The sequence below is a fragment of the Sphingomonas sp. URHD0057 genome (genome assembly GCF_000620665.1).
Taxonomy (GTDB): Bacteria; Pseudomonadota; Alphaproteobacteria; order Sphingomonadales; family Sphingomonadaceae; genus Sphingomicrobium.
Genome location: NZ_JIAU01000001.1, coordinates 1 through 12934 on the forward strand (window position 1 = coordinate 1; position 12934 = coordinate 12934).

General features: G+C 61.2%; 14 protein-coding genes. 7 read left to right on the forward strand and 7 right to left on the reverse strand.

Annotated features, from left to right (window positions below):
- The 3 genes from N539_RS14610 to N539_RS0100015 all read right to left on the reverse strand — a co-directional run.
- Window positions 1–3393: RHS repeat protein (locus N539_RS14610; protein ID WP_051531053.1), on the reverse strand; the 3393-nt coding region annotated here is incomplete at its 3' end.
- 77 nt (window positions 3394–3470) lie between these two features.
- Window positions 3471–3701, reverse strand: a complete 231-nt coding sequence (locus N539_RS0100010) for a hypothetical protein (RefSeq protein ID WP_231462791.1) — start codon at window positions 3699–3701, stop codon at window positions 3471–3473.
- Between the two features lie 149 nt (window positions 3702–3850).
- Window positions 3851–4507, reverse strand: coding sequence for a S24 family peptidase (locus N539_RS0100015; protein ID WP_028968607.1), 657 nt, complete (start codon window positions 4505–4507; stop codon window positions 3851–3853).
- 255 nt (window positions 4508–4762) lie between these two features.
- On the opposite strand from N539_RS0100015, the gene N539_RS0100020 reads away from it, so the two are divergent.
- Window positions 4763–5740 carry a hypothetical protein gene (locus N539_RS0100020; RefSeq protein WP_156029648.1) on the forward strand — a complete coding sequence of 326 codons (978 nt, stop codon included), beginning with the start codon at window positions 4763–4765 and terminating at the stop codon, window positions 5738–5740.
- A 96-nt stretch (window positions 5741–5836) separates the two neighbouring features.
- Window positions 5837–6463, forward strand: coding sequence for a hypothetical protein (locus N539_RS17455; protein WP_156029650.1), 627 nt, complete (start codon window positions 5837–5839; stop codon window positions 6461–6463).
- Window positions 6464–6739: 276 nt separating this feature from the next.
- Here the strand turns inward: N539_RS17455 and N539_RS0100035 are convergent, their stop codons facing one another.
- Both N539_RS0100035 and ligD read right to left on the reverse strand, forming a co-directional pair.
- Window positions 6740–6973: a hypothetical protein gene (locus N539_RS0100035; protein ID WP_028968609.1), complete on the reverse strand. Its 234-nt coding sequence runs from the start codon at window positions 6971–6973 to the stop codon at window positions 6740–6742.
- 109 nt (window positions 6974–7082) lie between these two features.
- Window positions 7083–8036, reverse strand: coding sequence for a non-homologous end-joining DNA ligase (gene ligD, locus N539_RS0100040; protein WP_081774098.1), 954 nt, complete (start codon window positions 8034–8036; stop codon window positions 7083–7085).
- A 17-nt stretch (window positions 8037–8053) separates the two neighbouring features.
- On the opposite strand from ligD, the gene N539_RS18680 reads away from it, so the two are divergent.
- Complete coding sequence (locus N539_RS18680; RefSeq protein WP_197018297.1) at window positions 8054–8221, forward strand: hypothetical protein; 168 nt, start codon at window positions 8054–8056, stop codon at window positions 8219–8221.
- Between the two features lie 6 nt (window positions 8222–8227).
- Complete coding sequence (locus tag N539_RS18290) at window positions 8228–8404, forward strand: hypothetical protein (protein ID WP_156029652.1); 177 nt, start codon at window positions 8228–8230, stop codon at window positions 8402–8404.
- Window positions 8405–8442: 38 nt separating this feature from the next.
- Here the strand turns inward: N539_RS18290 and N539_RS18295 are convergent, their stop codons facing one another.
- Entirely contained in the window at window positions 8443–8619 is a 177-nt protein-coding gene (locus N539_RS18295; protein ID WP_156029654.1) for a hypothetical protein, read from the reverse strand.
- Between the two features lie 275 nt (window positions 8620–8894).
- Between N539_RS18295 and N539_RS18300 the strand changes: the two genes are divergently transcribed.
- Entirely contained in the window at window positions 8895–9128 is a 234-nt protein-coding gene (locus N539_RS18300) for a hypothetical protein (RefSeq protein WP_156029656.1), read from the forward strand.
- A 743-nt stretch (window positions 9129–9871) separates the two neighbouring features.
- Here the strand turns inward: N539_RS18300 and N539_RS14620 are convergent.
- Complete coding sequence (locus N539_RS14620; RefSeq protein WP_081774099.1) at window positions 9872–11425, reverse strand: serine hydrolase domain-containing protein; 1554 nt, start codon at window positions 11423–11425, stop codon at window positions 9872–9874.
- An 87-nt stretch (window positions 11426–11512) separates the two neighbouring features.
- On the opposite strand from N539_RS14620, the gene N539_RS0100075 reads away from it, so the two are divergent.
- Window positions 11513–12001, forward strand: coding sequence for a hypothetical protein (locus N539_RS0100075; RefSeq protein WP_156029658.1), 489 nt, complete (start codon window positions 11513–11515; stop codon window positions 11999–12001).
- Window positions 12002–12284: 283 nt separating this feature from the next.
- The coding region (locus N539_RS0100080; protein ID WP_231462793.1) for an epoxide hydrolase N-terminal domain-containing protein at window positions 12285–12934 on the forward strand (650 nt) is incomplete at its 3' end.

Below are 12934 nucleotides of genomic sequence, written 5' to 3' on the forward strand. Positions count from 1 at the left end.
GAGCGCGAGCTCGGGGATCCACGCCTGGCCGGTGTATTGGAACCGGCCGATGTTCGATGCGCCGGGCTTGCCGAACTCGTCGTACGTATTGAGCCCGAGCGACGCACCGCTGCTGTCGCTGACGCTGATCACGCTGCCGCGCTCGTCGGTTGAGAGGTAACGCCGGTCGGTCGCGGCGGTGCCGGTGCCTTCGTACCACACCACCGGCTGGTCCATGGTCGGGTCGAACACGAACCGCCGTTGCAGCGCGTTGCTGCCGTTATATTCGGCGATTGCGTCGAGCCCGTCGTAGACGAACCGCGTCGTCGATGCTCCGGCGACCTGGTACAGGCGCAGCAGCGGATCGTAGGCCAGCGTCACGCCGCCTGAGCTCGAGGTCAGCAAATTCTCGCTCGAGTAGCTGAACGTCTTGCCGCTGATCGGGTCGGTGGTGAGATTGCCCTTGGTATCGTGCGTGGTGTTCACGCCGCCGATCGACGACAGCTGATTCAAGCCGTTCGCCACGCTCGCGGTCGAGCCGTTGCCGTGCCCGGTCCAGGCGTACGTGTCGCCGGTGCGCACGTTGCTCGTGATCTGCGATGCCGGGTTGTAGGCGAACGTCGCCGACAAATTGTTGGCGTCGGTCAGCGTGTTGCCGACGCTCGCCAGGCGCGACACCGGGTCGTAGCCGAAGCTCTGCGACGCCCCATTGGCGAACGTGACGCCAGTGCGCCGGCCGAGATTGTCGGCGGTGTAATCCGCAAGCACCGTCGCGCCCTGCTTGATCGTATCGAGCTCGCCGGTCGTCAGATAGGCATAGTCGATCGTCAGCGCAGTGGTGCTCGGATAGGCGATGCTGGCCCGGTGGTTCGCGAGGTCATAGCCGAGAGTCACCGTTCCTTGCGGTCCGACCTGGGTCAGGTTGCGCGACAGCGCGTCATAGGTGAACGACAGATTGTTTCCGGTCTGCGTCGCCGAGGTCAGCCGGTCGAGATTGTCGTAGGCGTATGACACGTCCGGCTCGGTCCCCGGCAGGTCCTTGAGCTTGACCCGATTGAGGTTGTCGTAGCCGAACGCGATCGACAGGCCGTCGCGCAGCCGCCGCGAGATGACGTTGCCGCGGCTGTCGTAGCCGAGCTGCTCGAAGTCGGCGGCATTGCTCGTGCCCGCGCCCTTGGTCGGGCTCGGGAACTGCGTCTGCTTCAGGCGGTCATATTCGTCGTAGGTGTAGGTGGTGAGGTTGTTCTCGGCGTCTTTGAGCGTCTTGAGGTCGCCGTCATTGCTGTAGGTCAGCGTCCGCTCGTTAGCGGCGTCGGTCGTCCCGACCGCGACCTGCACCTGCGTGACCTGGCCGGCATCGTCATAGACGGCCTTGCTGATGCGGTCGGGCCCGAAACTTCCGGTCGTGTCGAGCGTGCAGGCGGTCGCCGGCAGCGAAGCATATTCGGCCGGGTTCATCCGCACCGCCGAGCATAAAGGCCGCCCGTCGGCGTCGTAGCTTGCCTGCGTCAGCGCGACCGCGCCGCCCGAGCCGGACAGTTTCTGCGTCTTGACCCGCCCGTTGGCGTCGAGCCCGACATCGAGCGTCTCGGCGGCCGCGAACGCCGCCCAGTCGGCATCCGACTGGCTGTTGACATTGCCGCGTTCGACCTTGGTTACCCTGCCGGCGCCGTCGTAGCTCGTCTTGACCGCGCGCGGTTTCAGCGCGCCCCCGGCATCCGGATCGGGCGAGGTGACGCCGATCAGGCGCCGGTCGGCGTCGTAGCGGTAGCGCGTGGTGTCGGCGGTTCCGCTCAGGGGCCCGTCGACCGTCAGCAGATTGCCCACGCCGTCATAGGTCATGGCGCTGGCCGCGGTCAGCGTCCCCGTGCCGTTGCCCTTGCTCAGGCCGGTGGCATTGCCGAAGCCGTCATAGCCGACGCTGGTCTTCACTTCGTCCGCCGCGTTGAGGCAGCTGCCGAGCGTCTGGCACTCCGATATCTTGGTCAGCAGATACACGCCATTGGTTTGCTGCGTGTAGGTGTAGCGAGTCTGCGGCCGCACCCCGCCGGTCGCCGGCGTCGGGCGGGTGACGCTGGTCACCCCGCCGTGCGTCGGATCGTAAGCGATGTCGGTGATGTTGTTGGCCGGGTCCTTGATCTGCGTCGGCTGGTTGCAGGTGAGGACGTTGGTGCAACTCGCAGCGAAGGTCTGCGTGGTGATCAGCAGAGGCGACGCGGAGCCGGTCTTGGGTCGTTGCTTGATTTGCGTGGCATTGCCGCGCGTGTCGGGGACGATGTCGGTGCCGTCGCCCTCGGGGTTGGTGACGCTGGTGAGTTGGTTGCTTGCATTATAGCCGTAGCTGGTGGTGCGATTGAGCGGGTCCTTGACCGAGGTGATCCGGTCGAGCGCCTGGTTGCCGGTGATCACCGTCGCCTTGCCCAGCGGGTCGGTCTTGGTCAGCGTCACCACGTCGCCAACGACCGAGCGGCCATAGGTCGTGGTGACGCCGGCGTTGGTGACCGAGCTGACAAGTCCCGTGCCGTTCGTCACGCTGAAGCTCGGGCTCGCATCGCCCGGCTTCTTGATGCTAGTGGCGGTGACCTCCCAGACATTCGAGGTCGCATCGGTAATGTCGACCGTACCGGTGACAGGATAGGCGTAGGTAATCGCGAACTGCTCGACATTGTTCTGGCGAAAGCTCGACTTCGTTCGGTTGAAGAAGGTGTCGGGCGGACTGGCCGTCGTCCCGCTCATGGGTCTTGTGCAGCCGAGCATGGCCTGGGACTGGAAGGTGAAGGCGATCGAATAGCCGAAGCTGTTCGACACGCTGCAGACACGGTTGGAATAGATGTTGCCCGGGCCCTGCCAGGTGCTGTTGGTGACCGTCGTGACGCTGCCGTCTGGATAGGTAACGCGGCTAAGCGCAAGGCTGCAGCTGCTCTGGCTCAAAGATTGACAATAGTTGCTTGGGCCAAAGTCGGAGGCGACGAGGCTCGAGTAAAGATAAACCACGCCATCATGATCGGTGATGGCGAAACCAAAATTGCCCGAGACCGGGTCGAGCGCTCCCGTCATGGTCGCGCCATCCGCGGCGTCCGACACGAGATTGGTGAAATGGAAATAGCTTCCGTCGAGCCTGGGTGCGTACGTCTTAATCGTGGGTGAAACGCCGTTTCGAACGAGGTTATTCTTGTCCCACTGGAACGGGCCGGCGTCCGTCCTTTGCCGCATGATCGCGAGCCGTGCCTTGCCCGACCCGATCGCGGCCTCTTCGAAGTTCAGCCGGAAATCGCCGCGGACGACGTCGACGTTGTTTTCGTCCCAGTTGCGATAGAGCGGCACGACCGACGGAGTTGCGAATGCCGGAGTGGCGAGGGCGGTGGTGGCGAACAGCGCGCAAGCGAAGGCGCGCCGCGAAGTGCGGTGGATCATTTGTTTAAACTCCAATTGAAGATTGAGACGCCGCTATTGCGGCGGAAGCGGCCGGCGTTCCGCCAGCGCGGCAATCATCACGGCGGGCCGGGGTTCGCCGATCCGGTCGTTGTCTTGTTCGTTCGGTTGTCCGCCTTGTCGATGGTGTAGGTCGTCGTGACGCCGTTGTTCACGGTGCCCGACCGCGCGACCTGAACGAGCCGTCCTCTGGCGTCGTAGGTATAGGTGATAGCCTCCGCGGCGACGGCGGCCGTGCTCGTTGCAACGGCCAAGGCGCCTGCGGCGAAATGGAGAATAAGGCGTGACATGGCATTGATCCGGTGTCCGGCGACCCGTGAGAGCCAAGGGGGAAGCTCCCTCCACAAGCCGCCGGAACAACCAAGGATCTAGGCTGTCAGTAGGAACAATTCTCCGACAAACTTACCAATCTAGGTATTTTGTTGGATTAGTCCTACAATCAATTGATCTTACGTCCCGCCCAGACCACGCGCCCGATTACCTCAACGTCGTTGGGATCGCAGTCCGGCCAGCTGGGGTAAGCAGAATTATCGCTCGAGATCGTGAGCTTCCGCGATCCGGGATGAACGGCAATGCGCTTTACCGTCAGCGTCTCGTCGCGCCTCAACACATAGATGCCGTCGTGAAGCGCCGAGCCGGTCACGGCCGAGCGATCGACCATGATATCGTCCCCGTCGGCGAGCGTCGGGAACATGGAATCGCCCCGGACGCGAATGATCGACAGATCGGCCGGACGGGCGCTGCACAGCTGCTTCAAGAAGCGCTCATCGAAGCCCAAATGAGCAATTGGGACCTCGCCGTCCGCGAAGGCGCCGGGGCCGGCCGATGCGCGGATATCGTATCGGGGGATCGCGATCAGATCCGTGGAAGCTTCGAGTAGGCGCGCCGGACCGCCAAAGAGAGATTCGTCGACGTCGAAGTACCGTGCGAGCTTTGCCCGATCATCCTCCGAAAGCCGGCGCGGGGTGCCGCGCTTGATGAATTGCTGGATGTACGCGGCATTGCGTCCGAGCATCCTGGACAGGCCGGCGTAATCCTCACGGCGTTCTGCGATCAGGCGTGCAAGCTCGGCTCGCGCTCCGGTAAGCTGTTCCATGTTTTTCCTATGACATAAGGAAAATACCTAGACAAGTAGGAATCCAGGTGGGAACAAAAGAGGCACAAACGAATCGGAGTTCCTGCCAATGCTCATGCAACGCATCGAGCGCTACATGCGCGCTCGCCACATGCCTCCAACCCGCTTCGGGCGCGAAGCCGTCGGGGATCCCAACCTTATAGCGCAGCTCAGGGACGGCCGGGAGCTTCGCTCCGCCACGGCCCAGCGAATCCTCGATTATCTCGAAGAGAACGAATGCGGAGAGGACTGCCCGTGCGCTCGTTGCTCTCACTAGCCCTGACCGTCGGGCTTACGTTCGCCGTCACCGCCTCTGCTGCCCCTGAATTCGCCCCGGACCCGAAGCAGGCATTCGAGAGGTTCGTCGGCATCAACCCGCCGCGGTCCGATGTTCCGGTCGGAGCGCTTTGGATCAAAGGGTACGGACCGACCGGTGAACCGGCCGGCACCGACAATGTCGAGACCGTTCGCAGTCTCAACGGTCTCACCATCGACAAGAATCTCCAGCTGAGTCTCGGCGTCGGCGTGCTCGATTTGCTGGGCATCGATCCCAAGGCGCGCGACCATTACACAGCCCACTTCGCCGATCTCTCGATCGTTCGTGTCAAGGACATCACGAAGCTCGCGGGCCCGAAGGGTGAGCCACGGATCATCGAAGCGCTCAAAGCCGGAAGCGTTACCGTCTCCAGTGACTCGGCGATCGGACTCAATGCGCAGAAGTTGGGTTGGCAGCAGGGGGTCGACGGCAACACGACCAATGATCGATCGAAGAGCTACTCCATCGAGGGCCACGACATGTTCATCGCGATCCACGTCGCAACGCGCACCATCACTCACGCAAAGGAGCAGGAACTGCGTCTCAGCGCCGGTCTCGGGAGTGCCCGCCTGGACGATTACCTGATCGTGCTATTGAAAGATCATTGTTCGGAAGGCGCCAAAGGCTGTTCGCCGAAACTCGGTGTTGCAAAGATCAACAGTCAGACTGTCGAAAGCGTCCCGGGTCTGCCGGTCGATGCGCGCGGTAAGCTGGCGCTCAACCTGCCAGTCCCTATCGCCGATGGTGCCGGGGGATTGTTCGATGCAATTGCGCTCCGCTGGCTTCCCTCCTGCACTGAGCACAAGGCCGACGACTGCGGGAAAGCAGGGCGTCTGTTCGCCACTTACCAAGGCACGAGACTGGCCGATGAAAAGATCGAGCATCCGAAAGGGTGGTGACAACGACCCATAATGTCCGCTTTCGACCCATTGCAGACATTAGCCCGTCTCTACCCGGCGAGGCGATCCTGTGTAATGTAGTGCGCGGGAGCGACCATGAGCGACTTTGAGGGCCTGTTTGCATTATTTGGCCTGATGTTCGGCCTCATCGTCGCCGAGCTGTCGCTCAAGATGGCGGACGCGATCGATTCACATGGTGAGCGACCGATCGGCATACTCACGCCTGTGCTGGCGCTCCTTGTTCTCACCGACGTAACCAGTTTTTGGCTGTTCATCTGGGCGGGCCGCAACGTCCTAAAGGTCAACTGGCACACCGTCTTCGGCAGCGTCCTTATCGCCATCGTCTATTTCCTTGCTGCATCACTTGTGTTTCCCCGCACGAACCGTAACTGGACCCATCTCGACGACCATTACTGGTCCCGCAAACGGCTGGTCGCTGGCGGCATTCTTGTTGCGAACCTCGCAATCTACGGCGAGATGCTGACGCGTGCGATCCCGGCGTGGAACGACTGGCTCTTCTACTTCTATTTCGTCGGTTACCTGATCGCCGTGGCAGGACTAGTCCTTAGCCGCTCCCGCCGTCTGGACCTCATTTTCCTCTGCTGGGCTATCGCGATCAATCTCGGCACCGGATCGGACCTGCTTCCCAACTCGGGTTGGGGCCAGCAGATTGGTTTGAGCTTCGCAGTGCAAGCGGACCCGCATTTGTCTCCTCCCCAGTGAAGGCTGACAGGCCCCAGAAGGACGCTCACGCATCAGCTTCAATGGCAGCTTTCCACCCAAAACGGACATTAGCGGGCTTCAACGCAAGTGGGTTGGCACCGACTGGGGTTGACGCGTGTGAGTGCAGAAACCCGGCAAGACGTCGGTGCAGCCGAGCTACGGTCCAACGCGTTGGTCCACACTCCGGTCCGCATCTCGCTGGGTGTTGATGAAAGCCGAGTAGGCAAAGACGCCAAGGACCACCGCAATGAGGACCAGATTGACCCTCCAGTTCATTCACGCCTCCCTTGCCTGTGTCAGGCGAGCGTAAGCCGCCGCCAACTCCTGATGCACCCGGCGCGCCTCGAGTGAGCTGGCGCGCTTGGCGGCTGCCCGCTCCGCCAGTTCGCGGGCCCGGCACCATTCCGGGTCGGCGGCGGCAGGATCGGGGATTTGGGTCTCGGGGCGGTTTTGAGTCGGCCAGTCGTCACGGATAATGACGATCGAAGTGCAGTCATTGCACACGTTCATCGGCCGCACTCCGCGAGGGGCGCGGTACGCACTTACTTGCTCCCAACCTGTTGTTTCCGTTGGGATTTAAACTACAAAAATGATGCCGGGTTTCCGCCATTTACGCAGGTTATGATGATTGTCCGCTGGTCGGCGCGAACCCGCCAATGCGCGGAAGGTGCTGCTCGGCGATTCCCCAGCCGCGGAGCTTTTTCTGCCTCGAGCGGCGAAGGAGACTTTCGACATCAAAGATGGTGAAGGCGCTCGACGCGCCGATTTCGTCCAGCTCATCCCAGGCAAGCGGCGCAGCGACCGGGGCACCATGCCGGGCGCGGGCCGAGTAGGGGAGGATGGCCGTCGCCGTTCGCTGATTGCGCAGATAGTCGAGGAAGATCCGTCCCCGCCGCTGGTCCTTGCGCAGGGCAATTGTGAAACGCGCCGGGTCCGCCTGCGCCAACGCCGTGCAGAATGCCTTCGCAAACTCGCGTACCTCCGCCCATCCAGCCTCAGCGACGAGCGGCACGACGACATGGATTCCCTTGCTTCCGGTCAGCAGCGCGAAGCTCTCCAGGCCCAGCGCATCGAACGACCGGCGCAGCTGAGCTGCCGCGTCCTTCACCGACGCGAAGCCCACGCTTTCGCCCGGGTCGAGGTCGATCACCATTCGATCCGGAGCCTCAACCAGACCGGCGCGGCTGCCCCAGCCGTGAAACTCGACCGTCTGCACCTTAGCGCAGGCGATGATCTCGTCGGCGTTCTCGACATATAGATAGTCTTCGATGCGACCGTTCTTCTGCTCGATCGCTTCGAAGTGGACGAGGCGATCGAATTCCTTGCCCGTCGGCGGGTGCGCACGACTGCGCTGGAAGAAGCACTTGCCTTCGCGGCAGCGGAACAGGTTGAGCAGCCGCCCGCGGATGAAGGGCAGCATGATCGGTGCGACGATCTCATAATAGAGCGTGGTCGCCCGGACGCTGATGTCGGGCTTCTCGTAGGTCGGCTCGGGCGTCCACCCCGGCCGAGCGGTTTCCCGTCGCGCGCCCATGGATACGGAAACGCCGGTCGCTCGTTGGGTGTCCGGCATCAGTAAGGGAGAGTTTCATGCCTCGCGAGTTGATCGATACCGGCACCGACAAGCGTTACGTGCGCCGTGACGGCGAAGGGCAATTCAAGGAAAGCGACGACGTTGGCCGCAGCTCGGCCGTCGATCAGAAACGGGACGCCAAGGCCAAGTCCAAGAAGGGCGAAGGCGACCGCGGCGACCGCTAGTCCGCCATGCGCAATGAAGAGATCAATGCCCTGCCTCCCCGAGCCAGGAAGTACATCCACGACCTCGAAACGCGCTGCGACCGCGCGCATGAGGTGCAGGAACGCTGGGCGTTAATCGAGCAGCGCGACGGGCTGGTGAACCTGGTGCGGGAGCTGGAGGCTCGGACGTCAAAGACCAGGTGAGGCTCTGGTCGCCCGGCTTCGCGCGGCGAACGCAAAAGTTAGCCCAATACGAATATCTTGGGTTGGCTGGCCTCAAAGCTGTTTGCCAGTTCGTCATAGCGCTCGGCCATTTCTGCATGGGCACCGGCGGCGCGGGAATCGTTTGCTCGTTGGGCTCGCTGACGTTCGTCCGTGGCGCGCATCCTGAAATATTCAGCGTTGGTTTGCTCGGACATTAGTCCGTCCCCTCGAAGGGCGGCCCGGCCTCGGACTGGGGGGAGGGAAACCGGGCCGCCTTTTGGCGAGACCCGCAAATCACTGGGCAAAGGCGAGTCTCAAACAGGGGAATACTCAGCGTGAAATGGCCTTGGCATTAAACTACGTTAATCGAAGGAAAAACATGTCACGGGGTTGGGTCTCGAATCTCCGAGCTGTCTGCTTCAACGGTTCCTGGCTGACCCGAATGACGGCTTTCGGCCCTTTGCGGGCATCATAGCTCGGGCGGTTCTAAGTGAATGACGATTGGGTCGCCCTCATCGCCTTCAAGTTCCCGAATATCTGCTTCGATCTCTTCGGCGGTTTTCGTGACCATCTCGACGATACGCGGATCGTGCGCCATCTCGGCAACCCGCCGCAGCCTTGTCGCCCGGTCCCGCATGTTGTCCAACAACGCCATGCGCCGCAGAACCGCTCAGGAAATGTCGTGTTCCAGACATTGCTCGCCGGAGTCGAAATAACACCATGAGCTCGCGGACCGTTCAAATGGCCGCGTTCGACCCGTTGCGGACATTAGCTTCGTCAGAAATCAGGCCCGCCAAACCATGCAAGCAGGCCAACGAAACATCCGAAAAGAGCAAGCACGCCCGCAGTCAATGCTAGGCCGCGTCGATGCGATATGCGTTGAACCACAAATGCTATCACGATGGCTGCAATCGCTGCGTAGGCGAGCGGTATGACGAACCAAAAGCGCGTGAGCATCGCAGGAGCATCACGGCCAAACATTGCTCAGTCAATGTCTGCTTTCCACCCGCTGCAGACGTCATACGGGCCGCGCGAGTCTTCCCGCCCGTGGCGATCTTGACGACCATTATCGCGGGCCAACCGCATCAGGGCGCTTTCTCCCCCCGTGGTCCTTTAGGCATTTCGATCTTGCTGATCTGCTGGTCCAGGTGTTCGATTCGCCGATCAATTTGTTGAATGAGCAGCTCGTCGCTCCCAGCGGTTTGATCCGCCTCATATTCCCGGCGCATACGCTGCAGTCGGGCTCGGTCGCCCTGGAGGCGGGATATAGATAGCCGGACTGTGGCCAACGCCGTCTCCATGCTTTGCGCTGGGCATAGCAGTGAGTGCCCACAAGCAAGTGTCAATTGTTCCGAGCAGATGCGCGGTTCAATTAGATCGACTGCCTAACCTTCTCCACCTGCCAATCTGTGCGGGCAGTGCGGGCCAGTGTCTCCCTTTCCACCCATTGCGGACACTCGCGCAATTCTACCAATCCTTGATCGGATTCTTCCCCTTGGTGTCGGGGAGGTAGATTTCGGCGATCTTGCCGCTGATCTTCATCACATCGGTATGGTGTGCGCCCAGATTGGTCAGGACGATTACCGTCAGTCGGTCACGCAGATATCGAGAGATCACCCCGCTGAATCCGGGACCGCCGTCAGTGTGAAAGACCACTCGTTGGCCGTTTGCTTTGGCGACGAACCAACCCATGCCTCCAGGGTAGGCAGAGCCATCGTCCAGCGGCACAGGCGTCCACAGCGTTTCAAGGCTTTGCCGCTTGAGAATCCGATCAGGGTAGAGTGCCGCGTCCCACTTGGCCAAATCGAGGACACTCATCCATAGGCCACCCGCCGCACCTGCTTTAATCGACTGTGACCACCAACTTGGCTCGTTCTTCAGCTCGCCGCCGACCTCGGTGTAGCCGCTGGAGCGGTTTGGAATGATATTTCCGGAACTGAAGGGCCGGGCTGTCGTCATCCCCACCGGCTGGAAGATCCGCTCGCGCAAGAAATCCCCATAGGGTTTACCCGTCACGCGATGGATCAGGATTCCGAGCAAATCGTAGCATGCGTTGCAGTAACTCCATTTGGTACCGGGCTGAGACTGGAGCTTCTGCGTCAAATAAGCGCCCGCGAGTTCTTGCTCCGTATATTCGCGGTGGAAGTCGATCACGCCAACGGCCCCGCTAGTCTCCGCCGTACCGTCTGAAACATCAGGAATGCCTGAGGTGTGGGTCAGGAGGTGGCGTATTGTCACTGCCTTCAGGGCAGGAGATTCCGGGAAATATTTCGTGATGCTGTCGTCGAGTCCGAGCTTACCCTCTTCGAGCAGCAGCATGATGGCCGTCGCTACGAACTGCTTCGTTATCGAGCCAGCTTCGAAAATGGTTCCTGGAGAGACCGGCGTGGCGAGCTCGACGTTGGCCAGCCCGTAGCCTTTGGCTTTGATGATCTTCCCGTTGAGCACAACTGCAACGGCGATTCCTGGAATCCGCTGCCCCTTCATCTGCTGGCGCACTGCCGCGTCGACCTCAGCCGATCGGTGTAAATCTGGGTTGCTGGCCGTCGCTAAAGCCGGGGTAAAAAGCGCGACTATCAAAAGAAGCACCCGGCGCATCATTAGCCCCCGCTTTTCATGGTCTTGCCGATGGCACGACGCATAACCGCATTGATGAACTTGGCCACCATCGTCTTTGCGGCGGGGTTGCTTCCACCGACGGCGCCGCTCCAAGCGGTCCCCTTGCGCACTGAAAAAGCGGCTTGCGAGCGGGTCAAAGCTCGCGTCTCGGCAGTAAGGCATTTCCGTGCATCGATAGTCGCCTTCTCCGACACCGTCGGGGCAGCCGACAGCCCGGAAGGCTTTTAAGTCCTCGCGCTTCATAGCAACAGGCAGTGCGGTGGAATATGCAGCACCAACATGGGCTGGTTTGCCGTTGAGAAACGAACGGGCCGCGTCTTTGAATGGGATGGAGCGGAGATGAAGCTCGGGCTGCCCATCACGTCCCGTCGCTAACGTCCGCTTTCCACCCATTGCGGGCATTAGCACCAAGTTAGCGGTCAGCTGCTAATCCGATGTTACGGGATCATCGTGATTGGGAGCATGGCGTTGGGTCGAACTATATTGTGGTTGGTCCTGGGTCTCAGCTTGGTGGCCTGTGGAAAGCAAAGCAGGCGTATCGAGCTCGAAGGAAACTCCTACTTCTTTCCCGCACAGGACATCAGCGGGATTGTCGACCCAGCAGACAGCGGCTCTCATCAATTCTACATCCGGCTGACCCCGAGCGGCGGCTACTATTGGCTTGTCTATGCGCCGTGGAAGGAGCGTCGAGCTAATCAACAGGGCCCCGGTGTGCCTACCATCGTACACATAAACGACGTTCCAAGACAGATGAGCGTTACTGACACCCCGGTTGGCAAACTCGTTTGCGCAAAGAAGCCGATCAATGACGACTCCGCTGTCATGCGGGAAATATTCAGCTGCGGATTTCGGATCCACGACAACGGAGTTGCGTGGAGCGTCATTATTCCCGGCGACCTCGCAGCGAGTGCTCCGGCTATCAAAAGGCGAGCGGAACTGACCCTTGCTGATTATCGAAATAACCACTGGATCAAATAGAATGCGCTGCCCGGTCATCGGCATGCCGAGCGGTAATGTCCGCTTTCCACCCAAAGTTGCCGCGACAGCTTTCGACCCATTCCTGCCGCTAGCGCGCTGCGGACGACCTTCGACCCCGATGCTGCGATCGCCATATTTATGCTAACATAGTTTAATTCAATTGACCCAACTCGCCCATGAGGTGCACGGCGACTAGCGACCGGTTGGTCTCAGCTCCTCTTTGCTTACCCACGGCCCTGTGACGCGTCTCGAAACTCCAAACGCCTTCATCGGGAGATTGAGCATGTCCGCACGGCAGTCGCTAATGGCCCGCCGCCATTTCCTCATCACGTCGGCTTTGGTTGGCGCTGGCGGGCTGATTATTCCCTCCGTCGCCCATGCGGAGAGTGCGCCACTGCCGGATGCTCAAACTATCTCGCCCACGCCGACCACGAGTACTTCGGCAGCAGGGCTTCCCGGCGCGTTGCTGGCCGCTACCGCCGCGACCGCACAAGCAAGTGGCGACGGCTCCATCCGGCCGTTCCATTATCGCGCGAGCGACAATGAACTCGCGGACCTCAAGCGCCGTGTCGCGGCGACGCGCTGGCCCGAGCGGGAGACGGTCAACGACACCACGCAGGGTGTCCGGCTCGCAACGATGCAGAAGCTCGCGGACTATTGGGCTAAGCACCACGACTGGAGTCGCGCAGAGGCGCAGCTCTTTTCCTATCCCAACTTTATCACCAACATCGACGGGCTCGACGTCCACTTCATCCACGTAAAGTCGAAGCATGCGAACGCGCTCCCGGTGATCATCACCCATGGTTGGCCGGGCTCGATCATCGAGCAACTGAAGATAATCGGCCCGCTGACCGATCCCACGGCTTACGGTGGCACCGCCGCCGACGCCTTCGATATCGTGATCCCATCGCTCCCGGGCTACGGCTTCTCGGG

Excerpts from the sequence above, each read along its gene's own strand:
- N539_RS18290 (WP_156029652.1), top strand. The coding sequence starts at position 8,228 with ATGCGCAATGAAGAGATCAATGCCCTGCCTCCCCGAGCCAGGAAGTAC.
- ligD (WP_081774098.1), bottom strand. The coding sequence starts at position 8,036 with ATGCCGGACACCCAACGAGCGACCGGCGTTTCCGTATCCATGGGCGCG.
- N539_RS14620 (WP_081774099.1), bottom strand. The coding sequence starts at position 11,425 with ATGCCCGCAATGGGTGGAAAGCGGACGTTAGCGACGGGACGTGATGGG.
- N539_RS0100035 (WP_028968609.1), bottom strand. The coding sequence starts at position 6,973 with ATGAACGTGTGCAATGACTGCACTTCGATCGTCATTATCCGTGACGAC.
- N539_RS18680 (WP_197018297.1), top strand. The coding sequence starts at position 8,054 with ATGCCTCGCGAGTTGATCGATACCGGCACCGACAAGCGTTACGTGCGC.
- N539_RS0100015 (WP_028968607.1), bottom strand. The coding sequence starts at position 4,507 with ATGGAACAGCTTACCGGAGCGCGAGCCGAGCTTGCACGCCTGATCGCA.
- N539_RS0100010 (WP_231462791.1), bottom strand. The coding sequence starts at position 3,701 with ATGTCACGCCTTATTCTCCATTTCGCCGCAGGCGCCTTGGCCGTTGCA.
- N539_RS17455 (WP_156029650.1), top strand. The coding sequence starts at position 5,837 with ATGAGCGACTTTGAGGGCCTGTTTGCATTATTTGGCCTGATGTTCGGC.
- N539_RS18295 (WP_156029654.1), bottom strand. The coding sequence starts at position 8,619 with ATGTCCGAGCAAACCAACGCTGAATATTTCAGGATGCGCGCCACGGAC.
- N539_RS0100020 (WP_156029648.1), top strand. The coding sequence starts at position 4,763 with ATGCGGAGAGGACTGCCCGTGCGCTCGTTGCTCTCACTAGCCCTGACC.